The 23,939-nt window shown below is 50.9% G+C and carries 25 protein-coding genes and 1 other RNA gene; 11 read left to right on the top strand and 15 right to left on the bottom strand.

All coding sequences use genetic code 11. The features are described 5' to 3' along the window. Positions 1-122 precede the first annotated feature (122 nt). Positions 123-1,415: a hypothetical protein gene (locus EDM58_RS19740; protein ID WP_023555478.1), complete on the bottom strand. Its 1,293-nt coding sequence runs from the start codon at positions 1,413-1,415 to the stop codon at positions 123-125. 206 nt (positions 1,416-1,621) lie between these two features. On the opposite strand from EDM58_RS19740, the gene EDM58_RS19735 reads away from it, so the two are divergent. Then, positions 1,622-2,308 carry an MBL fold metallo-hydrolase gene (locus EDM58_RS19735; RefSeq protein ID WP_246000895.1) on the top strand — a complete coding sequence of 229 codons (687 nt, stop codon included), beginning with the start codon at positions 1,622-1,624 and terminating at the stop codon, positions 2,306-2,308. A gap of 1,006 nt (positions 2,309-3,314) precedes the next feature. Here the strand turns inward: EDM58_RS19735 and EDM58_RS19730 are convergent. Beyond that, the gene (locus tag EDM58_RS19730) at positions 3,315-4,343 is read right to left on the bottom strand and encodes a hypothetical protein (RefSeq protein ID WP_122914837.1); all 1,029 of its coding nucleotides are present in this window, start codon (positions 4,341-4,343) and stop codon (positions 3,315-3,317) included. A gap of 88 nt (positions 4,344-4,431) precedes the next feature. On the opposite strand from EDM58_RS19730, the gene EDM58_RS19725 reads away from it, so the two are divergent. After that, the gene (locus EDM58_RS19725) at positions 4,432-4,719 is read left to right on the top strand and encodes a hypothetical protein (RefSeq protein WP_023555471.1); all 288 of its coding nucleotides are present in this window, start codon (positions 4,432-4,434) and stop codon (positions 4,717-4,719) included. A gap of 569 nt (positions 4,720-5,288) precedes the next feature. On the opposite strand, the gene EDM58_RS26575 is transcribed toward EDM58_RS19725, so the two are convergent. From EDM58_RS26575 to EDM58_RS19685, 8 genes are all read right to left on the bottom strand, one after another. Next, the gene (locus EDM58_RS26575; protein ID WP_483995136.1) at positions 5,289-5,381 is read right to left on the bottom strand and encodes an ATP-binding protein; all 93 of its coding nucleotides are present in this window, start codon (positions 5,379-5,381) and stop codon (positions 5,289-5,291) included. 509 nt (positions 5,382-5,890) lie between these two features. After that, positions 5,891-6,246, bottom strand: a transfer-messenger RNA (tmRNA) gene (ssrA, locus tag EDM58_RS19715). 176 nt (positions 6,247-6,422) lie between these two features. Beyond that, positions 6,423-6,896 carry an SsrA-binding protein SmpB gene (gene smpB / locus EDM58_RS19710; RefSeq protein WP_023555449.1) on the bottom strand — a complete coding sequence of 158 codons (474 nt, stop codon included), beginning with the start codon at positions 6,894-6,896 and terminating at the stop codon, positions 6,423-6,425. Between the two features lie 131 nt (positions 6,897-7,027). Continuing rightward, entirely contained in the window at positions 7,028-9,538 is a 2,511-nt protein-coding gene (gene rnr, locus EDM58_RS19705) for a ribonuclease R (RefSeq protein WP_122914836.1), read from the bottom strand. Between the two features lie 146 nt (positions 9,539-9,684). After that, complete coding sequence (gene secG / locus EDM58_RS19700; protein WP_023555447.1) at positions 9,685-9,927, bottom strand: preprotein translocase subunit SecG; 243 nt, start codon at positions 9,925-9,927, stop codon at positions 9,685-9,687. A 120-nt stretch (positions 9,928-10,047) separates the two neighbouring features. After that, complete coding sequence (locus tag EDM58_RS19695; RefSeq protein WP_023555446.1) at positions 10,048-10,362, bottom strand: DMT family transporter; 315 nt, start codon at positions 10,360-10,362, stop codon at positions 10,048-10,050. Continuing rightward, the gene (locus EDM58_RS19690; protein ID WP_122914835.1) at positions 10,362-10,700 is read right to left on the bottom strand and encodes a DMT family transporter; all 339 of its coding nucleotides are present in this window, start codon (positions 10,698-10,700) and stop codon (positions 10,362-10,364) included. The genes EDM58_RS19695 and EDM58_RS19690 overlap by 1 nt, the downstream gene beginning before the upstream one ends. A gap of 81 nt (positions 10,701-10,781) precedes the next feature. Further along, positions 10,782-11,366, bottom strand: coding sequence for a TetR/AcrR family transcriptional regulator (locus tag EDM58_RS19685; RefSeq protein WP_122914834.1), 585 nt, complete (start codon positions 11,364-11,366; stop codon positions 10,782-10,784). Between the two features lie 221 nt (positions 11,367-11,587). Here EDM58_RS19685 and EDM58_RS19680 point away from each other — a divergent pair, with 221 nt between their 5' ends. The 4 genes from EDM58_RS19680 to EDM58_RS19665 all read left to right on the top strand — a co-directional run bounded on the left by EDM58_RS19680 (position 11,588) and on the right by EDM58_RS19665 (position 13,923). Continuing rightward, the gene (locus EDM58_RS19680; RefSeq protein WP_023555443.1) at positions 11,588-11,980 is read left to right on the top strand and encodes a YqzM family protein; all 393 of its coding nucleotides are present in this window, start codon (positions 11,588-11,590) and stop codon (positions 11,978-11,980) included. 79 nt (positions 11,981-12,059) lie between these two features. Continuing rightward, positions 12,060-12,818, top strand: a complete 759-nt coding sequence (locus EDM58_RS19675; RefSeq protein WP_122914833.1) for an ABC transporter ATP-binding protein — start codon at positions 12,060-12,062, stop codon at positions 12,816-12,818. Further along, a complete protein-coding gene (locus EDM58_RS19670) occupies positions 12,815-13,573 on the top strand; it encodes an ABC transporter permease (protein ID WP_122914832.1) in 759 nt (252 codons plus the stop codon). Before EDM58_RS19675 ends, EDM58_RS19670 begins: the two co-directional genes overlap by 4 nt. A 17-nt stretch (positions 13,574-13,590) precedes the next feature. Next, entirely contained in the window at positions 13,591-13,923 is a 333-nt protein-coding gene (locus EDM58_RS19665) for an HIT family protein (RefSeq protein WP_122914831.1), read from the top strand. A 67-nt stretch (positions 13,924-13,990) separates the two neighbouring features. Here EDM58_RS19665 and EDM58_RS19660 read toward each other — a convergent pair whose 3' ends face one another. Then, on the bottom strand, positions 13,991-15,010 hold the full coding sequence (locus EDM58_RS19660; protein ID WP_122914830.1) for an ABC transporter substrate-binding protein: 1,020 nt from the start codon (positions 15,008-15,010) through the stop codon (positions 13,991-13,993). A 207-nt stretch (positions 15,011-15,217) separates the two neighbouring features. Here EDM58_RS19660 and EDM58_RS19655 point away from each other — a divergent pair, with 207 nt between their 5' ends. From EDM58_RS19655 to EDM58_RS25830, 5 genes are all read left to right on the top strand, one after another. Beyond that, positions 15,218-16,228: a FecCD family ABC transporter permease gene (locus EDM58_RS19655; RefSeq protein WP_122914829.1), complete on the top strand. Its 1,011-nt coding sequence runs from the start codon at positions 15,218-15,220 to the stop codon at positions 16,226-16,228. Beyond that, positions 16,225-17,262, top strand: a complete 1,038-nt coding sequence (locus EDM58_RS19650) for a FecCD family ABC transporter permease (protein ID WP_122914828.1) — start codon at positions 16,225-16,227, stop codon at positions 17,260-17,262. The genes EDM58_RS19655 and EDM58_RS19650 overlap by 4 nt, the downstream gene beginning before the upstream one ends. A 20-nt stretch (positions 17,263-17,282) precedes the next feature. Continuing rightward, on the top strand, positions 17,283-18,122 hold the full coding sequence (locus tag EDM58_RS19645; RefSeq protein WP_122914827.1) for an ABC transporter ATP-binding protein: 840 nt from the start codon (positions 17,283-17,285) through the stop codon (positions 18,120-18,122). A gap of 263 nt (positions 18,123-18,385) precedes the next feature. After that, complete coding sequence (locus EDM58_RS19640) at positions 18,386-18,730, top strand: YkgJ family cysteine cluster protein (RefSeq protein WP_122914826.1); 345 nt, start codon at positions 18,386-18,388, stop codon at positions 18,728-18,730. A 60-nt stretch (positions 18,731-18,790) separates the two neighbouring features. Continuing rightward, the gene (locus EDM58_RS25830; RefSeq protein ID WP_183187565.1) at positions 18,791-18,958 is read left to right on the top strand and encodes a hypothetical protein; all 168 of its coding nucleotides are present in this window, start codon (positions 18,791-18,793) and stop codon (positions 18,956-18,958) included. Between the two features lie 73 nt (positions 18,959-19,031). Here the strand turns inward: EDM58_RS25830 and eno are convergent, their stop codons facing one another. The 4 genes from eno to EDM58_RS19620 all read right to left on the bottom strand — a co-directional run bounded on the left by eno (position 19,032) and on the right by EDM58_RS19620 (position 23,900). Beyond that, positions 19,032-20,318, bottom strand: a complete 1,287-nt coding sequence (eno, locus tag EDM58_RS19635) for a phosphopyruvate hydratase (protein WP_023555433.1) — start codon at positions 20,316-20,318, stop codon at positions 19,032-19,034. A gap of 71 nt (positions 20,319-20,389) precedes the next feature. Next, positions 20,390-21,931 carry a 2,3-bisphosphoglycerate-independent phosphoglycerate mutase gene (gene gpmI, locus EDM58_RS19630; protein ID WP_122914825.1) on the bottom strand — a complete coding sequence of 514 codons (1,542 nt, stop codon included), beginning with the start codon at positions 21,929-21,931 and terminating at the stop codon, positions 20,390-20,392. Between the two features lie 13 nt (positions 21,932-21,944). Beyond that, positions 21,945-22,703, bottom strand: a complete 759-nt coding sequence (gene tpiA, locus EDM58_RS19625; RefSeq protein ID WP_122914824.1) for a triose-phosphate isomerase — start codon at positions 22,701-22,703, stop codon at positions 21,945-21,947. A gap of 12 nt (positions 22,704-22,715) precedes the next feature. Further along, entirely contained in the window at positions 22,716-23,900 is a 1,185-nt protein-coding gene (locus EDM58_RS19620) for a phosphoglycerate kinase (protein WP_122914823.1), read from the bottom strand. Positions 23,901-23,939: the final 39 nt, after the last annotated feature.

The raw sequence follows: 23,939 nt of genomic DNA, 5'->3' as shown, positions 1-23,939 counted from the left end.
GTCCTATTTTCGGGTTAGTTAAGGGTAAATACCCTGTAAATGATTGTACTCGCATCACTCTGACATATCAACGGATTTTTTCAAAGAATCTAAAAAAAATAATCATTCATTGAAACGAATGATTATACCAAGCGATATATTTTACTAGGACGGCCCCGTGTTGAGTTCGATTCCTCGCCGATGCATTCCGCCAGCTCCACTTCGCACAGCATAGCGACAATCCTGCGCGCATTCCGTTCGTCCAGATAGAGGTGGGTGGCTAGGTCTTTTATGGTGAAATCACTCCAGGCCATCCGGCGGATCAGTGCTTCGATCTTGTTATAGGTTTTCACGCTGATGTTTCCTTTTTTCAGCTTCTCCAATAAATCCTTATCATCCATGCGGAAGGAGTACGTAATCTCTTCCTTCCCGACCGATTCGCTGATCGTACCATTTTCTTGCACGATAATCATGCCTCGTTCTGCCTTTTCCTTCGAGTACTGGATCGCCTGTCGAGCATTGACCTCCGCCGTAAAAACCGTCTCTCCAAACCCGATGCCCACCGCTGCAGTCGTTTCCGATTCCAGTGATAGCTGGAAAACCGTGTTTTGCACCATTGTCAGCTCTCTCTCAATCGCCCCGCGGGAACTGAAGATCACATAGCGGCCATATCCTTTTTCCAGCAGCGAGCCATCCAGCTTTTCGCAGAGCCGCAGCAGGGCCTCTTTCCAGCGCAGCTCCTGATACTGGAGATGGTAGGGGCTTTTCGCCTTTTGGGCAATCTTGTCGAACTGCTCGATTTCCATGATCACCACGCCGATTTGCGTATCCTTGAAATAGATGGTCCTGACCTTTTCCGCAAGAATCCGAAGCGTCTTGCGAATCTCCATACGGGTCGGCGAAATCCAATAAGTTGGCACTCCCGCTTCACGCAACGACTGGTAGACAAATTGAAAGCAGGTAATCGCTCCGTCCGTCTTTCCAGCATTCCAGAGATCCAGATGGAATTGCAGCAATTCCTTCAGATCTGTCTCTTCGTCATATAGTTTCATATAAATCTGGCTCGGGACGTTCTCCAATTGCGAGATGGCTTCCTCCGGGTCCGAGGTGTCAATCTCATCGATGCTTACCCGATCCATATAGGTCCCCAGCTCACAGGCCATGTTGAGAAAGCATTTATACAGACTGGCCTCCGAGTGTTGAATATGCATCATGTTTTCATCCGATCCCAGCGTCTTTCGCGCAATTCTGTACGGAATCTGTGCCGAAAAGAGCCACACGTCCACATGATGGTCATGCTCCAGAACAATCTCGGGCGTATTTTTAAACGATTCGTACGGATAGGGAATAAACTCCATCATCTGCTCAAATTCTTTCGCCACATCCAGAATCCGACCGACAGAGAGATGCGGCCCGACAACACCGATTCTATACATTCCGTTTTCCTACTTTCCCCAAGATTCTTAATACATTGTATACATGTTGGAAGTAGGAAAGCTAGTGTGTCATCCTTTTTTTCCGGGATCTGTATATTGCGGGTTGTTCTATTTTTTTCAAGCTCTTTGTGATGGAAGACATATTCATAGAAGGTTTTCGGCACCTTTTAGGGAATTTACATGAAGTCTTTATCCGATCCATGGAGGTGGCAGTATTGGAGACTAGGGAAGGAATCAAAGTGATCAAGCTGGAGATGAAAGTCGATGACGGTTTGTTCGTGGTTCATACGGCGGTGCTGTGGGATGAGGAAGGAGCCATCCTGGTAGACACGGGAATTCCGGGACAGCTGGAGCTGATCAAGACTGTTCTCGCAGAAGAAGGCATTCCCTTTTCAAAACTGAAGAAAATCATCATTACCCATCAAGACCGGGATCATATCGGCAGTCTCCCGGAAATCGTCGATGCCTTTGAGGGGAACATCCAGGTGCTGGCACACGAAGCAGCCGTTCCTTACCTTGCTGGACAGATTCCATTGATCAAAAGCGGCAGTTTCGCTACACCTGTCAATGTCGACCATGCCCTGACCGATGGAGATCTGTTGCCCGACTGCGGCGGAATCCGTGTCGTCTATACCCCAGGCCACTCCCCGGATCATGTGTCCTTGTATCATCTTCCCAGCAAGACGTTGATCGCAGGTGATGCGCTCACGGCACAAGACGGACTGCTCATGACATTCAATCCCGCTTTTACCCCGGACAAAGCGTCTGCGCTGCAGTCGATCGCCAAGCTTGCGGATTTGGATATCGAGACGGTCGTCGCGTATCATGGGGGAGTTTGTACGGGGAATATAAAGGAGCGGCTCGCAGAGCTTGTAGCGAATACAGCTTTGTAAACGTGATGAAACCAGGCGGGCACATGATTTATGTGTATCGACTGGTTTTTTTATAGCGTTCCTACCTCCGTATAAAAACTGCTGTAGTAACCGATTGAGATGACGATAGCTGGTAGCAAATTCTCTCTATTTATCAAGGTCGCTTTGTTCAGTGGCTCTTTCAGTTCGGCATCCGTATCGTAAGTGGACACCGACACAAATAGCTCGCCAGCCGCACCTCGACAGGGTAAAAACCTTTTTTGTGACTAACTCTTTAAGGGATTCTTTTTCCAGTTTATCAACCTGTCACTTTAATTGCTTCAGTACTTCTAGGTTAGACTCGAGTCTTTATTCAGCTTGTAGAACTTATTTGCATTGAAAGCTATGCTCGAATATAAATAAATAAAAAACTTTAAAGCATATGTTCGCCTAAAGTTTTTTAAAGCATAACCTTGCCACTGTGGCAAAAATATGGTTAAAGTCATATGTTGTTAAGGTATAAAGTGACCATGAAATGGCACAGCATTTCTTTCTTCAAACTCGCTGAAAAAGATGACGGGACAAGGTCAAGCGTACTCCTGGACGCTAGACTTGTCCCGTCCTAGACTCCCCAAGAATTGAAGAAGGAGGCAAGTATACAAAGCAGCGAGATTAAGGGAGAATAACTCAAATTTTGAGGGGTTAAACCGCTCATAGTTACAAGATTGAACAGAGATACGCGAATGTGCATCATGTTGTTGTCAGAGAAGAGTTTGAACAATTGAGCATGAAGGACAAGTTTTTCCCCATACAGGCTATGTTCAAAAAGTATTCCAGTATTCGCTATTAGCTATTTAAGAATTACGATCAAGAATGGGATTCCGCTACCTTGATTGTCATTGCTGGGGCAACCAGACGAATAAAATAAAACTCTCCGAACTTATCGGAGAGCTATATGGCAACAAAGATCAACTGGTGTCTGTAAGGTATTTCTACAAACTTAAAATATTTTGATTAGGGAATTAAAAGGCTACAGATTAATGGAGCATTAATAGTCTTTTCCTATCGTAAATTTGTTTCTCCAAGGATATACCCAGTTCGCGCCTTTAATTGTAATAGATATCGGCCCATAGCCTATACTAAAACCATCAACATATTTAGGTGCACTTGAGTGTACATATCTAGATACAAACGTCCCTGTTTCTCCTTTGTGAGATTTAGGTATACGCACCTTATCTTTCAGATAGCCATCATGTATTCCTTCATGATAGTCAATATCAATTTCTGCAAGTGAACCGTAGACATCCTGCTCAGTATCTGGATCATAATCAATACTTCCAAGTTTTCTACCGCTACTACTAAAATAAGTCACATCATAATCAGCGCTTGTTCTTATCGATGTTGTATGGTATTGCCAAGCATGCGCTACTCGATCAGTAAAATAAAGTGTAGGACGTGAACTCCATTCAAATTTAGTGTAGTAAGAATATTCATATTCACTATCCTCTATACCATGATAGATAATATAACCCCAGCCTCTAAAATCTCCATCCTCATAATCACCAATTTCAGTTCCAGCAATCGTTACATCTCCCGTAACATCTTCGTTTACCAATCCCATTTCTTGTAGTTTTTCAAAATCTTTCTTTGCAATTTTTTTAATTTTTTCTTTGTTTTTTTCATTGACGACGTGTTGAACTCCATCTAGATCAGTATAGATAGTTGGTTCATACTCAACTTCCGAGTCCACTTTAACGCCACCTTCAGCTAACAATTCCTCTTGCATTTCCTCTGGTAAAGTATCAATCTCTTTTTCAGAAAAACCCATTATCTTAAGTATTTTTTTTCGTTCGTTTTTTGAAATCCTTTGGGATTTCGATTTTCCGAGACCTTTCACCCTTCCGTCTTCATAAACTGTTACATCGAGATCGCCGACCTTAACCATGTCAAAACTAACCTCTTCTTCAATCTCTTTAAAGTCTTTGCTGGCCGCACTTACAGTAAATGGGATCAAGCTAGTCAGTGTAACAGTTGCAACTAGAATAGCTATGAATTTTTTCTTCAGAAAAGGAATCATTTTGAAAACCCCCTAATATATGGTATATTGGAATCATAACCATGTCATAAAAAATTGTCAATACTTGGATAATAAAGGGGATTTGTAAATGAAAAAGAAAAAACTTATTGTTTTTTTGGGTACATTGTTTCTTGTAATGATGGTGCTTTTACTAATATGGAGTATTTATTTTAAGGAAAAGACAGTAGCAGTCGTAAAAGTAATAGAGGTTAGCAATGACTTCATGGTAATTAAGGATCAGCTCAACGTGAAAACAACTATTAATGTCCCGAGGGTTATTACGAAATTAATTAATGTGAACGAAGAATATTTTGTAGAGTATGAGTCTAGCTTTATAGGATCGCCGAAGCTTGTTTCTATAGAACCTCTAAATTAAAGGTGGACTATTCCAAAGTAACGCTAACAAGATGTTGCTTCCTATTATGCTCTGCCATTAATAAGGATGGAAATTGTATACAATTGGTACTAAGGAGTACATTGAATCTATCCTCAAAAAGATAGCCCCTGCACATGGGTAACGTGTGTTCTGGCTCTTAAGCCCCAAAATTGGATTTGAGTATACACCCCTTATCTTCTTAAGCTGATATCAGAAGAACAGAGGGGGATTTTTTATGCAACGAAAACGCCATCCAATCGAGTTTAAACAATAGCTGGTTCAAGGCTGACAAGTGGATACAGCTGGGGTATACAGCCAAATTGGTGCTACGTATTGTCGGCATCCTTGAAGCAACCTACTATCGGAAATATAAGGCCTTTCAAAAGCCACGGGTTTACCATGGGGGCGGCCGATCTGGTTTTTCAAGTAGAAAATGCTCAGTTTTGCAGTCAAAATTGCCTAAGCACTTGCCAGCCGTTTGAAACTATAGAGGAATTCTATCCATTGCCTGCTTGAAGTGGAAACTCTCACCCGTAAATGAGAGGATATGAGCGTGGTGCACCAGGCGATCAACTAACGCCGATAAACAATAACTCAGACCCGATTTGGCTAAACGGCACGTAGCCAACTTCATCAAGAATGAGTAAATCTATCTTTTTCAATTTCTAGCGAAATCGGCTGAGTGTTCCTGCCGCAAATTTTTCCTGAAGCACGGAAACTAAATCGGAAGCCCGGTAGAACTGTACCACACTCATTCGGTTCTGTTCAGTCTTTTACTCTCCCCGAACCAGTATTATTACTGTTTCAGTGAAATACGACGTACTGACATTGAGAGGTCTACTGGATAGCGAAACATCTAACCCGAAGAACATTTTGTCAACTGGTTGAGAAATACGTCAGCAGAGTTTTCATCCAGCTAGAATCCAAGATGATACACATGGTTATGCTGTTCAAATCAGTCGATGCTATATGTATGAAAAGACCGTCGTAGCTGAATACACGTCGTAACCATTGCGCTAACCGACTCGAATAGAACACGAGGTTCCTCGCTATACATTGACATACCGCTCATAAACACAGTCACATCAGCGATGCTGAAACCGTCCTGTATAGCGAGGACGCCAAAAACACAAAAAAACCACCTTCATCAGGTGGTATCCTCGTTATGTAATGGTGGAGGCGGGGGGATTCGAACCCCCGTCCGAAAACAGCGATACATGAGCATCTCCGAGCGCAGTCACTCATTTGAATTTCGGTGATGGATTCGCGGAGTGACGCGCTGACCCAGCACCTAGCCTGATTGATCTTCTTCCTTCGGCCCCAGGCGGAGACCTCCGGCGTATCCCACTAAAGTTGAGCGCTAGTCACGCCACATGGGCGATGGAGTGGTAGCGCCTCACTGGTTATTAAGCAGCGAGAGAAAGTTGTTTGTTGCCAGTTAATGGCGTTCCGCGTTGTTGACGAGGTCCGCAGCCCCCCGGCTCGCTTCTCATGCTCTACCATCCCCGTCGAATCCAAAACGCCCCCAGGGTATGAGAAGAAAAAGGTGACAAAAAGTCTAGGCGAAGAGAGGCAACGACCGTTCCACACCTAGACTGTGTTGTTAACAGTGTGTTTATTGCTCCTTCATAATAGCACAAAACCGGTGCACTTCTCAACGTTGATTGCTGCCAGGCCTGCCAGCACGAACCAACCGAGCTATGCTATACCTTCTGCCGCTCACGCAGCGCACGCTCGACTTCGCGTGCAGCGTCCTTCTTCTTGAGGTCCTCGCGCTTGTCGTAGTTCTTCTTCCCTTTGACCAGCGCCAGCTCTACTTTGGCCCAGCCGCCCTTCAAATAAATGCTGAGCGGGACGAGCGAGTAGCCTCTCTCCCGGATCATCCCGTTGAGCTTGAGAATCTCCAGGCGTTTCATCAGGAGCTTGCGTGTGCGCTCCGGCTCATGGTTATACCGGTTGCCTTGCTCATACGGGCTGATATGCACGTTGTACAGGAGCAATTCGCCGTCCTGCACGCGGGCAAAGCTGTCCTTGAGCTGTACACGGGAAGCGCGCACCGATTTGATCTCCGTACCAGTCAAGGCGATGCCCGCCTCAAATACTTGCTCGATATGGTAGTCGTGACGTGCTTTTCGGTTTTGGGCAATCGTTTTGGTACCTGCTTTATCCTTGGACATGGAGATCACCTCGCTTGCAGCATTTTTCCGCTGTTAGTATCAGTTAGTCTAGCAAATTTTGCCCGTCGTGGCAAGGCATTTTCCCGGTCATAACAGCCTTTTCCAGCCTTATACGCGCCCTAAACAACTGTTTAACGCCGTTTTCGTTTCACTTGGCTGGCCACATTTTTACGCTTCTTTTTCTTGGACTGGACAAGATCCTCCCAGAAGCCCTTCTGCTTCTGAACCGCGGTATCTGCACCTTCTCCTGTCGTCAAAGCGACGACGTCCTCACTGCCAGCAGCCCCTGCCTCACCAGTGCGTCGCTGCGGTTTTTTGCCTCCCGCTGTCGTTTGGCTGGCTCGGCGCTCCTTGTATTTCTGCCGGATCGCGGCAGGATGCGTCTTGTCTTTATCCCGGCCAGGACGATCTGTACGGGAACGATCCTGCTTGGAACGTGCCCCGGCTTTTCGTTCCTTGCCGCGTCCGTCGATGACCTTCGGCGTCCGCTCCCGGCTGCCGCGAAATCCTGCTGCCTTGGTCATGCCGACGATTTCAAAATCGATGGTTCTCTCGTCCACGTTGACGTTGCTGACCCGCACCTGCACGACATCCCCGATGCGGTACTGCTTTCCAGTCCGCTCGCCCACCAACGCATACATTCTTTCATGGTAGTGGTAGTAGTCGTCGGTCAGGTAGCTGACATGCACGAGACCCTCGATGGTATTGGGCAGCTCGACAAAAATCCCGAAGGACGTAACGCTCGAGATGACGCCCTCGAACTCCTCGCCGACGCGCTCCAGCATGAATTCGGCTTTTTTCAGATCGTCGGTCTCCCGCTCCGCATCTACTGCCAGACGCTCGCGCTGCGAGGCATGCTCGGCGATTAGCGGCATATGCTCCTGCCAGTACGCCAAGCGCTTCTCCGGCAGCTGCTCGCCTTTCTCGATCCAATCGCGAATGCGCCGATGGACGATGAGGTCCGGATAGCGACGGATGGGGGACGTGAAATGCGTGTAAAAATCCGTGGACAAGCCGTAGTGCCCCAGACTTTCCGCGTCATAGCGCGCTTGCTTCATCGAGCGCAGCATCACGGTGCTGATGATGATCTCCTCCGGCTTGCCCTTTACTTCCTCCAGCAGCTGCTGCAGGGCACGCGGATGGACGGAATTGCCCTTGCCGCGGATCGAATAGCCGAAGTTGGTGACGAACTCCATGAATGCCATGAGCTTTTCCTGATTGGGATCTTCGTGAATCCGGTACATGAAAGGCTGTTTCATCCAGTGAAAATGCTCTGCGACCGTCTCATTGGCCGCCAGCATGAATTCCTCGATGATCTGCTCGGCGATGGAGCGCGTCCGAAACCCGATGTCGGTCGGGGTGCCCTCATCGTTGACGTAGATCTTCGCCTCGCGGAAGTCGAAGTCGATGGCTCCGCGCTGCATCCGCTTTTTGCGCAGCTTGAGCGCCAGCTTCTCCATCTCCTGGAACATCGGGACCAGGTCACTGTACTTCTCGATCAGCGCTTCGTCCTTGTCCTCCAGAATGCTGCGAACATCCGCATAGGTCATCCGCTCATTGGTGCGGATCACGCTGAGAAAAATATCGTATTTGACTACCTTGGCATCCGGTCCCATCTCCATATCGCAGGAGATCGTCAGACGGTCTACCTGCGGATTGAGACTGCAAATGCCGTTGGACAAACGATGCGGCAGCATCGGGATGACCCGATCCACCAGATAGACGCTGGTGCCGCGGCGATACGCTTCCTGGTCCAACGCGGAATTTTCCCGGACGTAGTAGCTGACGTCCGCGATATGCACGCCGAGGCGCACGTTGCCATTCGGCAGTTTTTCCAGCGATACCGCGTCGTCCAGGTCTTTGGCATCCGCGCCGTCGATGGTGACCATCATGCGGTCGCGCAGATCGCGGCGTCCCTGGATCTCTTCTTCGGAGATCTCGTCCGGCGCTGCGTCCGCCTCTGCAAGTACTTCCTCAGGGAAAGATTCCGGCAGCCCAAACTTGCGGATGATCGACAAAATATCGACGCCCGGATCGTTTTTATGCCCCAAAATCTCTACGACTTCCCCTTCCGGATTGACGCGCCCTTCCGGATAGCGAACGATTTTGGCCACTACCTTGTGCCCGTCGACCGCTCCGTTATAGGCTTCCTTGGGGATGAAAATGTCCTTGCCGAGTCGTTTTTCATCCGGGATCACGAAAGCGTAGTAGGTCTCATCCTTGAATGTCCCCACCACTTCGGTGATTCCCCGCTCCACGACCCGAATGATGCGGCCCTCCAACCGATTGCCGCCTACTTCCTTCTCCACTCGGACGAGCACGGTATCGCCATGCAACGCTCCATTCATATCGTTGGCGTGCACGTAGATGTCATCCGACTCAGGTGTTTCTTGAATCACAAAGCCAAAGCCTTTCGGGTGGCTCTGCAAACGGCCGCGCACCAGATTCATTTTTTCCGGCACTCCGTAGCGATTGGCACGCGTGCGAACCACTTCGCCGCTTGCCTCCAGCCCGTTCAGCGTTTTGACCAGCTCTTTGAAGGCATCTGCATCCTCGATTCCGAATGCCGCCTCCAGCTCCTTCACGGTCATGGGGTGATATGCTTGCTCCCGCATGAACGCCAGGATATCTTCTTCTTTCATTCACAAACCTCCTAAAGTTAGCGCAGGCATCTGCCTGGCTTCGTTGCATCCTCTTGTACTATGTAGTATTCACCGCTCTGTTGCGACGCAATCCCAATAGCGAAAAAGACAGCAAGGCTAGCTTGCTGTCTCCTACCGTACGTCTATTACGCTCCCGTTTTTAAGAAATACCCGAGCACAATCGCGAAGATCATGAACAAAACCGCAAATACCACGGTCAGTTTTCCTAAAAGAGCATCAATTCCGCGGGCTTTTTGCTTGCCCATCAGTTGCTCCGCGCCCCCGCCAATCGCTCCAGACAGGCCGGCACTTTTTCCGGATTGCAACAATACGACGATAATTAAACCAATACTTGCGATCACAAGTATAATTTTCGCAGCTAATGCCATCTCATTTCACCTCAAAACGGATTTCAAGACGGTGCAAAACCAATGAAACTACTTTACCATATTTAGATAGGATCAGCAACCTGCTTTCCCTTCCATATATATTCAGTTCTTAATCTTTCATCAACTGGTCACGCGCAAAGCCACCACGCTCAAGACAAGAATCGCCAGAGAAGCCACCTGCCCCTTGCTTAGCTTTTCCTTAAACCATACATAACCCAAGGTCGTAATCCCTACCGAACCGATCCCGGTCCATACCGCATACGCGACGCTTGCCGGAATCTCTCGCATAGCTTGGGTCAGGCAGTATATGGAGAACGCCAGCCCGAGCGTCATGACGACCAAGGGCGTTTTCCGCTTCAAACCGTCTATATGCTTCATGGCAACGACAGCGACGACCTCTTCCAATCCCGCCAGGATCAATAAAATCCATGCCATTATGCCCGCTCCCCTTTCGTTGCTCTTTCATTGTCTTTGGTAAACACCTTCAACCCGATAATGCCAATCAGCACGCCAAGCATGGCAATCGCTTGCTTCAGCGAAAACGGGTCCCCCGTCAAAACGCCTGTAATATAGGTGCCGATCGTTCCAATCCCTACGAAGACAGCGTAGGCGATCGCAACCGGGATTTTTTTATACGATTGGATCAACAGGATAAAGCTGACCGCAATGAGCAGGACAATTCCCGTCCACTGCAACGGTGTCGAGGCGATTTTCAGGCTGGAAGCCCATACCACCTCCAGCATCCCTGCTGTAATCACTAAAAACCAACTCATGATGAATGTCTCCCTTCGTTTATGAATGAATGTCAGTCATTTTTTGTTTGAAAAAAAAGTATTGGATGATCTCCAATTACTTTAGGGCTTGAGCAACGCTCTTTTTAAAAAGCTGAATATCTCTTTCTTGAAACCATCCAAAGTATCGTCCTGCTCCATGCCGATATAAAATCGTTCTGACGCATTTTCAACCATATTGATAATGATTCTGGCCGTCCACTTCACATGGATGTCGGCAGCGATCTCGTTGTTCCTCTTTGCTTGCTCTAACAGCTCCTCCAGCCACTCATAATAAGGCTGATAGATCGCTTCCCATTTTTCCATGGAATGTTCGATGGCCAGCCCGGAATAGCAAAAGACGATGACATCCTTGTACGTCTTGGTGATGTGGAAGGTTTCGTCGATCACAACCTCCAGCACGTCCCACAGCTTTTCCTTCGTTTGCGTCTTCTCCTTGATGCGCTCCAGCGTGATCCCGAGAAGATTCTCCGCAATCGCGGGTATTAAAGCTTTTTTCGATGAGAAATATAAATAGAAGGTTCCCTGCGCCACTCCAGCCTTTTTTACGATATCTGAGATAGAAGTGTTGTCGAGCCCTTTTTCAGAAATAACGTCGATGGCTGCTTCTAAAATTTTTTGATGCTTTCCGTCTTTGCTTCCGGACATCAAGCTTCTCCCCCAACACAAAAATGAATGACTATCATTCATTTTATCAGAAGGCTGTGTAACTGTCAAACCTGGAGTATTCCTTATTCTTCCAAAATGAAGTGTATAATATGGAAATTGTGTACTTTCTTTGTCCTTTTCCTAGTCTCCTTGCAACTGTCATGATTTTGCCGTAAAATTGCATGTGAACCTTTATACTTGCCTTGGGAGGTCTTTGTCAGATGGCTGGGTCCAACAAAAAAGACATGAATCAAAACGACGTAATTGATTCCGCGAAGGCCTTTTTCACTTCGTTCGGTATCTTGTTTCTTGTATTTCTCATTGCACTCGTAGGATCGATCTTTTTCCCGCCAAGTCACGGCAACGAAGCGCAAGGCGGAGCACCTACTGCCAACATTGATGCAGAAGCTATCTTCAAACAAAACTGCTCATCCTGCCATGGCCAAAACTTGGAAGGAATCTCTGGGCCTGCTCTGACGAACGTAGGGTCCCACTTGAGCGCTGATGAGATCGCGAAAATTATCAAAGATGGTAGAGGCGGCATGCCACCAGGAATGCTGAAAAAGCAACCGGAAATCAAAGCGGTTGCGGAATGGCTGTCTGAACATAAGTAAGTACATAGATAGCCCGTACGTTATGGAAAACACCGGAGACTCGTCCTCTTCGGTGTTTTCCGTATTTAAGGAGGCAGTAATGACAACAATCCTTCAGCTGGAAGGTCTGGGCAAACAACTCCATCCTCCCGATGGTCCCTGGCTTTTTCGCGACTTCAGTGCTTCTGTGGCAGAGCCATTGATCATCAGCATTCTGGGCAAATCCGGCCAGGGAAAAAGCACCCTGCTGCGCATCCTGGGCCGTCTGACCGCTCCTGACTGCGGTTCGATGCGGCTGCAGGGCAGAGACCTAAGTCAATGGACACCGGAAGCGTGGCGAATGACCGTGAGCTATGTCGCCCAGCAGCCCGTGATGCTGCCCGGGAGTGTAGAAGATAATTTGCGGGCTGCAGCGCTTCTCCATCAGCGCAGCTTCGACCTCACACAAGCCCGCCAATGGATGGAACAGATCGGGTTGGATCATCTCGATTGGAATTCAGGCGCCCAGCAGTTGTCTGGCGGGGAAAAGCAGCGGCTGGCCTTGATCCGTACGCTGCTTCTGCGGCCTGCTGTGCTGCTTTTGGACGAAGTGACATCTTCCCTCGACTCGATCAGCAAACAGGCAACAGAACGCCTCCTCGTCGATCTGCACGCCCATTCCGGTACGACGATCCTCTGGGTGACGCATGATTGGGAAGAAGCCCGGATTACCAGTCAGCGCATCTGGTTTATGGCGGATGGCAGGCTTTTGGAGGATGCGGACAGTCGGACCTTTTTTGACTCTACTCGCACAGAAGAGGCAAGAGCGTTTCTTCGGCCATCGCATCTGCTGGCAGAAAGCCTGGAGGGAGCCCGATGACCTATCTCTCCATGTCGTTTGCTGCCGCTTTTGTTCTGATCGCGCTTATGCTCTCCACCTGGCAGAAGCTCGGGATGGGCAAAGACATCGTCATTGGCACCGTTCGCTGCACCGTCCAGCTCCTCGCGATCGGCTATGTCCTGCAGTTTGTGTTTCATTCCAATCATTTCGGCTTCATCGGAGCGCTTCTGCTCATGATGATATCCGTAGCTTCCTGGAACGCGTCCCGTCGCGGCGCTCGTCTGAAAGGAATCTATTGGCTGATTTTTGCCTCTTTGAGTGTGACGGAGATTGTGACGATGGGACTCATGATCTTGCTCGGCCTCGTTACTCCGATCCCGCAGTATTTGATTCCGATGAGCGGCATGATTATTGGGGCTTCCATGATTGTTTGCAGCCTTTTTATCACTCAGATGAATCAGGAGACCGCCAGTTCCCGCGGCGAGATCGAAGCGCTCTTGTCATTGGGCGCAACCCGCCGTCAAGCGATTCAGGATGTTATGAAGCGTTCGATAAAAGCCAGCATGATCCCTACCTTCGATACGATGAAAACAATCGGGCTGGTCCAGCTTCCCGGCATGATGACGGGGATGATTATCGCCGGAGCGAGCCCGATCGAAGCAGTCCGCTACCAGATCCTGATCATGCTCATTTTCTCGTCTGCAGCAGCGATTTCGGCTGTCATGATCAGCCTGTTGAGCTATCGGCTGTGGTTTACCAAGGATTCGATGCTGCGCGCGGAACAGGTTAACTAAGAGGAGGAGTACTCAATATGTCAGAGGACTTTTATTGTGAAGAGGTTCTGAGCGGCAAGACTACCGTGGAAAAAGTGTATGAGACGGAGCGTGTCCTAGCTTACTACCATACCCGCCCCTTCTACGAGGTCCACATCGTCGTCATTCCGAAAAAACATATCTCCTCCCTCCTGACGCTTGCGGAAAGCGACTCTGATCTGCTTCTCGAACTGATCGATGTCGTCAAAATCGTCGCGGAGCAGGTCGTCTCCCAATACGGGGCCAGCCGGGTACTGACCAATCTCGGTGCATACCAGGACTCCAAGCATCTGCATTGGCATGTTTTCTATGGAAAGCAAATTCGCAACTGAATCGCATCTCAGCAACAAAAAAAAACACTTGGCCCAATGAAAAGCCAAGTGTTTTTTCTATACCTCGTTATTTGTTGCCCAGAATATACCCTTCCATCTCATCGACAACCTTGTTGGCCGCGATGACGCCACCGGAGGTATTCCAGATCGTATCATCTACTTTGTATGCTCTGTTGTTTTTCACCACGTTGAGGTTTTTCCAGAGAGATTCATTGGTCCATTCTTGCTCCAGCTTGGACCCTTCCCCATCCCCTGTCTCATAGGTGAAGTAGAACATGATGTCTCCATCCATTTCCGGGATGCGCTCTTTGGTCACTTCGTCAGCGAACTTCTCTTGGTTCTGAGCAGCTGGTCGGGAAAGTCCGAGATCCTTCATGATCGCTCCCAGGAACGTGTCATTGTAGTAAATGCGCACGCGGCCCGGCATAAAGCGAACGACCGAAACTTCTGTGCTCAGCTTGTCGCCCACTTTTTCCTTGAATGCGGCTACCTTCTTATTCCAATCTTCCAGCACTTTTTCGCCTTCTGCTTTTTTGTTGACGGCTTCTGCAAACAGCATGAAGTTGGCTTTCCAGTCACCACGCGGCTCTTCCACGAATACGGTAGGCGCGATAGCAGACAGTTGTTGGTAAACTTTTTCTTGGCGGAATTTCATGCCGAGAATCAAATCAGGCTTCAGTGCAGCGATCGCTTCCAGGTTTGGTTGCGACTCGGATCCTACTACCTGCACGCCTTCCAATTGCGGTTTGACAAAATCGTAAAAGGTGGTCGGATCGGTAAAGGAACCAACTGCGCCGACCGGTTTTACACCGAGTGCAAGCAAGGTTTCCACACCTTGCGTCGTAAGCATGACGACACGCTGAGGCGTTCCTTTGATGGTCGTTTCTCCCATCGCATGCTTGATGGTGTAGGACTGATCAGCAGCCGGAGTTGCCTCATTGCTTGGAGTTTGTGCAGCAGGTTGAGATTCCGCAGGCTTTTGCTCGCCGGTCTGCCCGCCGCCGCAACCCGTCACCAGCATGACCATTGCCAGAAGAAAGGCTACGAGTGCTTTGCCCCCTAATGTGCGATATGTACGAGAAAACATGATGAAAAGACCCCTTTCGAATCATCCAAAAAGTGAGAATGATACTCAATTACATTCATTATCCTACAACCTCAGTGAAAAGATGTCAACCATTAAATGATAATGACTCTCATCATCATTGACACCTTCCCTGCGTTCCATTTACAATGACGATAGGATCAACGGTTCGTGAACACCATTTCCCTTACAATGAAGGAAGTAACAGACATGTATCCATTGCTATCAAGTAACATTCGCAAGATTCTGGGGGTTGTCCTCTGTCTTGTTTTGCTCATCTACCTCTGCTATGCCAGCCTGGTTTTTGGCGTAATCGACACCAGTTGGCAGACTGCGATTGATGCTTATACGCATTTTAACGGCTCCAATGAACATATCGTCATCAAGGAAGTGCGCGTCCCACGAGTTTTGAACGCGTTGAGCGTCGGGTTTTGTCTCGGCCTGGCCGGCACCTTGCTGCAATCTCTGACGCGCAATCCCGTAGCTGATGTTGAACTATTCGGGCTAAACGCTGGTGCCGCGCTGTTCGTTGTCTTCGCCGTGACGTTCATCGGGATCAGCTCCTTGACCCAGTTTACCTGGATTGCCTTCATTGGATCTGCTGCGGCGGGCATCGTCGTCTACCTGCTCGGCTCGCTGGGCCGGGACGGCTTATCCCCCGTCAAGCTGATTCTGGCCGGGGCTGCGATTACTGCGCTGTCCGCATCGATTCGCCACGGCATGATGGTGCTCAACGAAAAAGCTGCTGACGAGGTGCTCTTTTGGCTGGCTGGTTCCGTCGGCGGCAGGAAGCTGGAGTACCTGGAAACGGTATTCCCTTATATGCTGGTCGCGTGGATTCTGGCCTTTCTCTTGGCACGGCCGATCCAAACCCTCTTGATGGGAGAGGATGTCGCCAAAGGACTGGGGCAGCGCACCTTGCTGGTCAAAATCATGACAGGACTGGTCCTCGTCCTGCTCTCAGGCTCTGCCGTCGCGGTGGCCGGACCGATCGGCTTCGTCGGGTTGGTCACGCCGCATCTGGCACGTTTTTTTGTTGGAATCGACACGCGCTGGGTCTTGCTGTACAGCGGAATGTTTGGCTCGGTCCTGCTGTTGGCCGCCGATATCGCCGCCCGCTTCGTCGCCATGCCTGCGGAAGTGCCGATTGGCGTCATGACGGCCCTGATTGGCATCCCGTTCTTCATCTATGTGGCACGAAAGGGGCTGGATGAAAAGTGAAAGAATATCTGCCTCTTCGCCTCGGCAAGCGCTTCTCGTCCTTTCAGCTACATAAAAAAGCGCTGTGGGTCACCCTGCTGGCATTGTTCCTGACCGTCCTGATGATGATTATCAGCCTCGGGATGGGCGAAATGAAAATCTCGCCGCTTGACGTGGTAAAAGTCCTGCTCGGCATCGGCTCTGAGCAACACGAGCTGATCGTCCAGCAGTTCCGGATGCCGCGCATCATCATTGCGGTTCTCGTAGGGGCGGCGCTCGCCTCCGCAGGTGCGATCATGCAGGGAATCGTCCGCAACCCGCTGGCATCTCCGGACATTTTGGGCGTATCAGGCGGTGCCTCCGTCGCGGCGGTGGGCTTCCTGTTGCTGTTCGAGACAGCCAGTATCCGCTGGCTCCCGCCCATTGCTTTTCTCGGAGCTACGCTGACGACCTTGCTGCTGTATGCCCTCGCCTGGAAAAAAGGAGTTACTCCCCTTCGCCTGGTGATGATCGGCGTCGGCATCAAGATCGCGTCGGGCGCCCTCGTGACGCTATTGATCATGTTCAGCCCGTTTTTGCTGCAAAATAAAGCTTTGCTTTGGCTGACAGGAAGCATTTACGGTGTATCCTGGGATGACGTCCAAATGATTCTGCCCTGGATAGTCGTACTGATCGCCTTGGCTGCCTTGCTGGCCAGAAGGGTAAACATTCAGCAGCTTGGCGACGAGATCGCCACTAGCGTAGGCAGCCGCTTGCAGCTGGATCGCTTCCTTCTCCTGATGATCTGTGCGGCATTGGTCGGCACGGCTGTCTCCGTCGGCGGGGACATCAGCTTCGTCGCCCTCCTGGCACCGCATATCGCCAAGCAGCTGATCGGGCCTTCCTTCGGCGGAGCACTGCCTCTCTCCGCTCTGATCGGCTCGCTGATCGTACTCATTGCCGACTTGATCGCCCGCATGGCTTTTTCACCGCTCGATGTGCCGGTCGGTGTCTTTACTTCAGCTGTGGGAGCGCCATTCTTTATCTATCTGCTCTATAAAAACCGCAATCACTGACAGAAAGGGGTCGGAATACCATGCATGCATTGGAGACACGTCAGCTCACCTTGTCGTACGGGGAGCGCAACATTATCGAAGGGCTTGACTTAACCATTCCACGCGGGAAAATTACCGTTTTGATCGGCAGCAACGGCTGCGGCAAATCTACCCTCCTGCGCTCTCTCGCACGTCTCTTGAAGCCCAAGGGAGGAGCGATACTGCTCGACGGAGAAGCCATCGCCAAGCGCTCGACCAAAGAGGTAGCGAAGCGGCTCGCCATCCTGCCGCAAGGTCCCACGGCCCCCGAAGGTCTCTCTGTCCTGCAATTGGTCAAACAGGGACGTTACCCCTACCAGACCTGGCTGCAGCAATGGTCCGAGGAGGACGAGAAGATGGTCAATCGGGCACTGGAGGCAACCCAGCTCACCAGCCTGGCAAACAGGGCTGTAGACTCTCTCTCCGGCGGCCAGCGCCAACGCGCCTGGATCGCCATGACACTGGCGCAAGGCACCGAGACGATCCTCCTGGATGAGCCTACGACCTATCTGGACATGTCGCACCAGATTGAGATTCTCGATCTGCTGTTTGAATTGAACGAGACCGAGCAGCGCACCATCGTCATGGTTCTGCACGATCTCAATCTAGCTTGCCGTTATGCGCATCACATCGTCGCCGTCCACAATCAGACGGTCGTAGCGGAAGGAGCGCCGGAGGACGTCATGACACAGGAGTTGGTCCGTCAGGTTTTCCAGATGGAATGCGAGATTACTAGCGATCCACTGTACGGCACTCCGATGTGCATCCCCTACAGCAAAAGCCGTCTGGCTGCCGCAGTGGCGAACAAACAGGAAGCCGCCAAAGAACCGGTGATGGTGTAAGTCAAACAAACGCGGGCATATGTTGATATGTCCGCGTTTCTTTTTTACCTCCGCTAGTGCATCGTAAATCCCACCATCTGCGGCGCCAGGAAGAGATCCCTGCGCGCTTCCCATTCTTCTCCACAAAATAATTGACAAATAATTATTTTTGTGTTATTGTAAAAAATTACGAGTATTTACATTTTATCTTATACCTTTCATAATATTCTTTGAAAATAATCAGTCTTCTTCAAAGAATCTTGAGAGGAGTTGAGACACGGCACATGGAGACATTACCTTGCCACGGGTGCAAAGGCTTGTGCTGCGGACCAGTCCCGGTCACAGAGAAAGAATTAAAGAAAATCCAGAAAAAAATCAAGACGATGCCGCGAAAAATCCGCGTCGAGCTGGAGAACCAGCCGCGTTTGTTCGGCACCTGCATCTTTTACGACATCAATCAAGACCGCTGCGGCATACATAGCGTTCGCCCCGAAGTGTGCCAAGCCTTTGGGTACCATCAAGACCTGGTTTGTTTTCGCAAGCCGGAATTGGCCACAAAAGAAAAGCTGATTTTCAAGGAAAGACCGATCGGGCATCTCAGCATAGACTTTACCTGGAAGAACTTTTGATACACCAAACCAGGGAAAATTTGGTATACTGGAGCTATACCAGTTCGGGGAGGGATTTCCATGTGGTACATCCTCGGTATTGTCGCTGCCGTTGTCGGGGCTGGTTGGGGCCTGACCGGCTTGCTAAGTCTGAAAAGCAGAGACGCACATGCGATCAAAAACTACAGCGGCGAAATCTACGCCCATCAAAGCCAAATGTATCATCAAGACAGCAACACGCCCTTTTAAGCACCCAAAAAAAGGACCGTATTCCGCAGCTTCTGCTGTGTGAATACAGTCCTTTTTCGTTTCCAGCCTCGATTTATTTCTTCAGGTTATAGAAAGCTGCACGTCCGCCAAAGCGAGCTGTGTCGCCCAGTTCGTCTTCAATGCGCAGCAATTGGTTGTACTTCGCTACGCGGTCTGTGCGGGATGGAGCACCTGTCTTGATTTGACCCGCGTTGGTCGCTACCGCGATATCGGCAATCGTGGTGTCTTCGGTCTCGCCGGAGCGGTGGGAGATGACAGCTGTATAGCCAGCCACTTTCGCCATTTCGATCGCTTCGAAGGTCTCAGTCAGCGTACCGATTTGGTTTACTTTGACCAGGATGGAGTTTCCGGTGTCGCTTTCGATCCCGCGGGACAGACGCTCGGTGTTGGTTACGAACAGGTCGTCACCCACGAGCTGCACCTTGCTGCCCAATTTATCAGTGAGAGCTTTCCAGCCATCCCAATCATCCTCGGACAAGCCGTCTTCGATGGAGATGATCGGATATTTGCTGACCAGATCCTCGTAGAAGGCGATCATTTCTTCGGTCGTTTTCACGACACCTTCGCCCTCGAAGTGGTATTTGCCATCTTTGAACATCTCAGTTGCTGCTACGTCCAGTGCGATGAAGACGTCTTTACCAGCTTCGTAGCCCGCTGCCTTGATCGCCTCGAGAATGGTAGTGATTGCTTCTTCATTGGATTTCAGGTTCGGAGCAAAACCGCCCTCGTCACCAACTGCGGTGTTCATGCCTTTGTCGGAGAGAACTTTTTTCAGGGAGTGGAAAATCTCTGCTCCCATGCGCAGCGCTTCCTTGAAGGATTCTGCGCCAACTGGCATAACCATGAATTCCTGGATGTCGACGGTGTTGTCTGCGTGCTTCCCGCCGTTGAGGATGTTCATCATTGGCACTGGAAGAGTTTTCGCGTTGAAGCCGCCCAGGTAATTGTACAGGGAGACGCCGAGGGAATCTGCCGCTGCACGAGCAACTGCCATGGATACGCCAAGAATCGCATTCGCACCCAATTTTCCTTTGTTTGGCGTGCCGTCGAGCTGCAGCATGGCCATGTCTACTCCTACTTGATCCAGAGCGTCCATGCCGATCAGTTCAGGAGCGATGATCTCGTTTACGTTTTCTACAGCCTTCAATACGCCTTTGCCCAGGTAGCGGGACTTGTCGCCGTCACGCAGCTCTACGGCTTCATACGCGCCGGTAGAAGCGCCGGATGGCACCGCAGCGCGGCCCATTGTGCCGTCCTCGAGGTATACCTCTACTTCAACGGTCGGGTTTCCGCGGGAATCCATAATTTCACGTGCATAAATGTCTGTAATCATTGCCATCTCTCATCCATCTCCTTTACATGAAACTCGTAGTAAGCTGTCTATCCTTCTACAGTTTGTGATACCCAGGACTATTTTGCAAGCAAGGATTTTCCTGTCATCTCTGCAGGTTGTTGGACCTGCAGCAGATCGAGCAAGGTCGGCGAAAGATCTGCCAGGATTCCGTCCGTTCTCAGCTCTGCGCCTTCCTTCGTCACGATCACTGGGACCGGATAGGTGCTGTGGGACGTGATCGGGCGTCCTGCTTCATCGAGCATCAGGTCGGCATTGCCGTGGTCTGCTGTGATGATGGCGGCACCGCCCTTGGCGAGAATGGCATCGACTACTCTTCCGAGGCAGGCATCGACTGTCTCGACCGCCTTGATCGTCGGCTCCATCATGCCAGAGTGCCCGACCATGTCACAGTTGGCGAAGTTCAGGATGATCGCGTCGAAGTTCTCCGCCTCGATCTCCTTCACCACTGCATCCGTCAGCTCCAGCGCACTCATCTCGGGTTTCAAATCGTACGTCGCAACCTTCGGAGACGGAATCAGGATACGAGTCTCGCCCGGGAACTCCTGCTCGCGTCCGCCGCTGAAAAAGAACGTCACGTGCGGGTATTTCTCCGTCTCTGCGATGCGAAGCTGCTTCAAGCCGTTCTGGGAAAGCACTTCTCCCAGGGTATTGTCCAGATTGGAAGGCTTGTAGGCGACATAGCCGTCTACCGATTCCGAGAAATGCGTCAGGCAGACAAAATGCAAGTCGCGCGGGCGGTTCTCGCCGCGGTCAAAGGCGCGAAAATCATCGTTCGTAAAGGCTTGCGAGGTCTGGATCGCCCGGTCGGGACGGAAGTTGAAAAAGATGATTGCGTCCTTGTCCTGAATCGTGGTAACAGGCTTGCCCTGCTCGTCTGTGATGACCGTCGGCATGACGAATTCGTCCATGATCGACTTTTCATACGATTCCTTCACAGCTTGGAGCGGATCCGTATAGGAAGGGCCGTCACCGTAGGCCATCGCCCTGTACGCCTTTTCTACCCGCTCCCAGCGCTTGTCGCGGTCCATCGCATAGTAGCGTCCCTGGACTGTCGCGATTTTGCCGACGCCGATCTCTGCGATCTTGGCCTGCAGCTGCTCGATGTAGTCCACTGCGCTGTCAGGCGAGACATCCCGTCCGTCCAGAAAAGCGTGGATGTAGACGCGGTCGAAGTTCTGCCGCTTCGCCAGCTCCAGGATTGCGTACAAATGCTGGATATGGCTGTGTACTCCGCCGTCCGACAGCAGGCCGAAGAGATGAACCTTCGTACCGTTTTCACGCGCGTGGTTGAACGCTGCGACCAGGGTCTCGTTGTTGTAAAAATCGCCTTCTGCAATCGATTTGGTGATGCGCGTCAGATCCTGGTAGACGACGCGTCCGGCACCAATATTCAGATGGCCGACTTCGGAGTTGCCCATCTGTCCCTCCGGCAGGCCGACAGCAAGTCCGCTCGCCTGCAGGGTGGCGTGCGGATAGGTATTCCAGTAACGATCAAAATTCGGTTTTTTTGCCTGTGCGACAGCATTGCCGTAGGTTTCGTCACGCAGCGCAAAACCGTCCAAAATCAGCAAAGCGACCGGTTTGGGCCGATGTGCCATCTGACTTCCCTCCCTATTCTTGCAGTGATCCCTTGACGAGTTGAAGGTAGCTTGCCGCGTCCAGACTGGCTCCCCCGACCAACGCTCCATCGATATCCGGCTGCGACAGATAGCTGGCGATATTCTCCGGCTTCACACTGCCGCCGTACTGGATGCGTACACGCGCACCGGCATCTTGTCCAAAGCGCTCTGCGATCACCTGGCGAATCACTGCGATTGTCTCGTTCGCCTCCTGTGCGCTGGAAGATTTGCCAGTGCCAATCGCCCAGATTGGTTCATAGGCAATGACCACATCAGCCACCTGTGCCGCTTCCAGCCCTGCCAATGCCGCCTCTGTCTGCGTGCGCACGACCTTGGCAGTCTCGCCAGCCTCGCGCTGCTCCAGGCTTTCCCCGACGCAAATGATCGGCACCAAGCCGTGCTTGAGGGCCGCCAGCACTTTTTTATTCACGGTCTCGTCTGTCTCATTGAAGTATTGACGACGCTCGGAATGACCGATGATTACGTATTCAACGCCGATCTCCTTGAGCATGGACGGGCTGATCTCCCCGGTAAAGGCTCCCTGCTCTTCAAAATGCATGTTCTGTGCGCCAAGCGCCAGACCGCTGCTCTGAAGCGCTTCTGCCAGAGCAGACAGGGCTGTATAAGGGGCACAAATCACCTTTTGCACACCCGCAATGTCGCTTCCCGCTTTGGCTTCCTCCGCGAATTGCTTCGCTTCGGCAATGGTCTTGAACATCTTCCAGTTTCCCGCGATAATAGGCGTTCTCACCTTGATTCCCCCCTAGTTGTTATCTGACAGAACGGTCACTCCCGGCAGTTCCTTGCCTTCCATAAATTCCAGCGAAGCGCCGCCGCCTGTCGAGATATGCGTCATCTCTTCTGCGACTCCTGCCTTCTCCACTGCAGCTACGGAATCGCCGCCTCCGATGATCGTCGTCCCCGAGCATTCTTTCATGGCGCGTGCCACCCCGATTGTCCCTTGCGCAAAGGCGTCCATCTCGAATACGCCCATTGGACCATTCCACACCACGGTTTTGGACTCGACAATGACGCGGTGGTAGGCTTCTACGGTCTTCGGTCCGATATCGAGCGCCATCCAGCCCTCTGGAATCGCATCGATCGCGACCGTCTTTTTCTCCGCATCCGCCGCGAAGCGATCCGCGACGACGACATCGATCGGCATCATCAGGTTTACACCGCGTTCCTTCGCCTGTTCCATCAAGGAACGAGCCAGATCCAGCTTGTCATCCTCGCACAGCGATGCCCCTATCGCATAGCCCTGCGCTTTCAGGAAGGTATTCGCCATCCCGCCGCCGATGATCAGGTGATCCACTTTCGTCAGCAGATTTTCGATCACGGCGATCTTGTCCTTCACCTTGGCCCCTCCGACGATGGCTGTGAAAGGCCGTTCGGGATTCGAGAGCGCCCCGCCCATGAAGCGGATCTCCTTTTCCATCAAAAGTCCGCTTACAGCAGGTATGTACTGAGCGATGCCTGCTGTAGACGCATGCGCGCGATGGGCTGTGCCAAACGCATCGTTGACGAACAGATCCGCCAGCTCAGCGAAGCTTTTCGCAAGCTCTGGATCATTCTTCTCTTCGCCAGGGTGAAAACGGACATTCTCCAGCAAGAGGACGTCTCCATTCTTCATCCCTGCTACCGCCGCCTTCACTTCTTCCCCCACCGAGTCCCCCAGCTTGGTCACTTCTTTGCCGAGCAGAGCAGACAGATGAGCGGCAACTGGAGTGAGGCGCATCTCTTCTACGACCTGGCCTTTGGGACGGCCAAAATGACTCGCCAAAATCACCTTGGCCCCGGCGTCTGCCATGTAGCGAATGGTCGGGACGGCAGCCCGAATCCGCGTATCATCGGTAATCACACCGTCCTGCATCGGAACATTGAAGTCGACACGGCAAAACACGCGCTTCCCCGCCAGCTCAACATCGCGGATAGATTTCTTATTCATGAACGATCCTCCCAAATCAGTGGCTTATTCTTCGTAAAA

The sequence above is a fragment of the Brevibacillus panacihumi genome (assembly GCF_003710985.1).
In the GTDB taxonomy this organism is placed as follows: Bacteria; Bacillota; Bacilli; order Brevibacillales; family Brevibacillaceae; genus Brevibacillus; species Brevibacillus panacihumi.
This window is presented reverse-complemented; position numbering and strand designations above follow the sequence as displayed.

Coding starts and splice junctions, on each gene's coding strand:
- smpB (WP_023555449.1), bottom strand. CDS start 6,896: ATGTCCAAGGATAAAGCAGGTACCAAAACGATTGCCCAAAACCGAAAA.
- EDM58_RS19695 (WP_023555446.1), bottom strand. CDS start 10,362: ATGGCATGGATTTTATTGATCCTGGCGGGATTGGAAGAGGTCGTCGCT.
- EDM58_RS19685 (WP_122914834.1), bottom strand. CDS start 11,366: ATGTCCGGAAGCAAAGACGGAAAGCATCAAAAAATTTTAGAAGCAGCC.
- EDM58_RS19690 (WP_122914835.1), bottom strand. CDS start 10,700: ATGAGTTGGTTTTTAGTGATTACAGCAGGGATGCTGGAGGTGGTATGG.
- eno (WP_023555433.1), bottom strand. CDS start 20,318: ATGGCAATGATTACAGACATTTATGCACGTGAAATTATGGATTCCCGC.
- EDM58_RS25830 (WP_183187565.1), top strand. CDS start 18,791: ATGTGGTACATCCTCGGTATTGTCGCTGCCGTTGTCGGGGCTGGTTGG.
- EDM58_RS19675 (WP_122914833.1), top strand. CDS start 12,060: ATGACAACAATCCTTCAGCTGGAAGGTCTGGGCAAACAACTCCATCCT.
- EDM58_RS19640 (WP_122914826.1), top strand. CDS start 18,386: ATGGAGACATTACCTTGCCACGGGTGCAAAGGCTTGTGCTGCGGACCA.
- EDM58_RS19660 (WP_122914830.1), bottom strand. CDS start 15,010: ATGTTTTCTCGTACATATCGCACATTAGGGGGCAAAGCACTCGTAGCC.
- secG (WP_023555447.1), bottom strand. CDS start 9,927: ATGGCATTAGCTGCGAAAATTATACTTGTGATCGCAAGTATTGGTTTA.
- EDM58_RS19655 (WP_122914829.1), top strand. CDS start 15,218: ATGTATCCATTGCTATCAAGTAACATTCGCAAGATTCTGGGGGTTGTC.
- EDM58_RS19670 (WP_122914832.1), top strand. CDS start 12,815: ATGACCTATCTCTCCATGTCGTTTGCTGCCGCTTTTGTTCTGATCGCG.
- EDM58_RS19740 (WP_023555478.1), bottom strand. CDS start 1,415: ATGTATAGAATCGGTGTTGTCGGGCCGCATCTCTCTGTCGGTCGGATT.
- rnr (WP_122914836.1), bottom strand. CDS start 9,538: ATGAAAGAAGAAGATATCCTGGCGTTCATGCGGGAGCAAGCATATCAC.
- EDM58_RS19665 (WP_122914831.1), top strand. CDS start 13,591: ATGTCAGAGGACTTTTATTGTGAAGAGGTTCTGAGCGGCAAGACTACC.
- EDM58_RS19725 (WP_023555471.1), top strand. CDS start 4,432: ATGAAAAAGAAAAAACTTATTGTTTTTTTGGGTACATTGTTTCTTGTA.
- gpmI (WP_122914825.1), bottom strand. CDS start 21,931: ATGGCACATCGGCCCAAACCGGTCGCTTTGCTGATTTTGGACGGTTTT.
- EDM58_RS19620 (WP_122914823.1), bottom strand. CDS start 23,900: ATGAATAAGAAATCTATCCGCGATGTTGAGCTGGCGGGGAAGCGCGTG.
- EDM58_RS19680 (WP_023555443.1), top strand. CDS start 11,588: ATGGCTGGGTCCAACAAAAAAGACATGAATCAAAACGACGTAATTGAT.
- EDM58_RS19730 (WP_122914837.1), bottom strand. CDS start 4,343: ATGATTCCTTTTCTGAAGAAAAAATTCATAGCTATTCTAGTTGCAACT.
- EDM58_RS19645 (WP_122914827.1), top strand. CDS start 17,283: ATGCATGCATTGGAGACACGTCAGCTCACCTTGTCGTACGGGGAGCGC.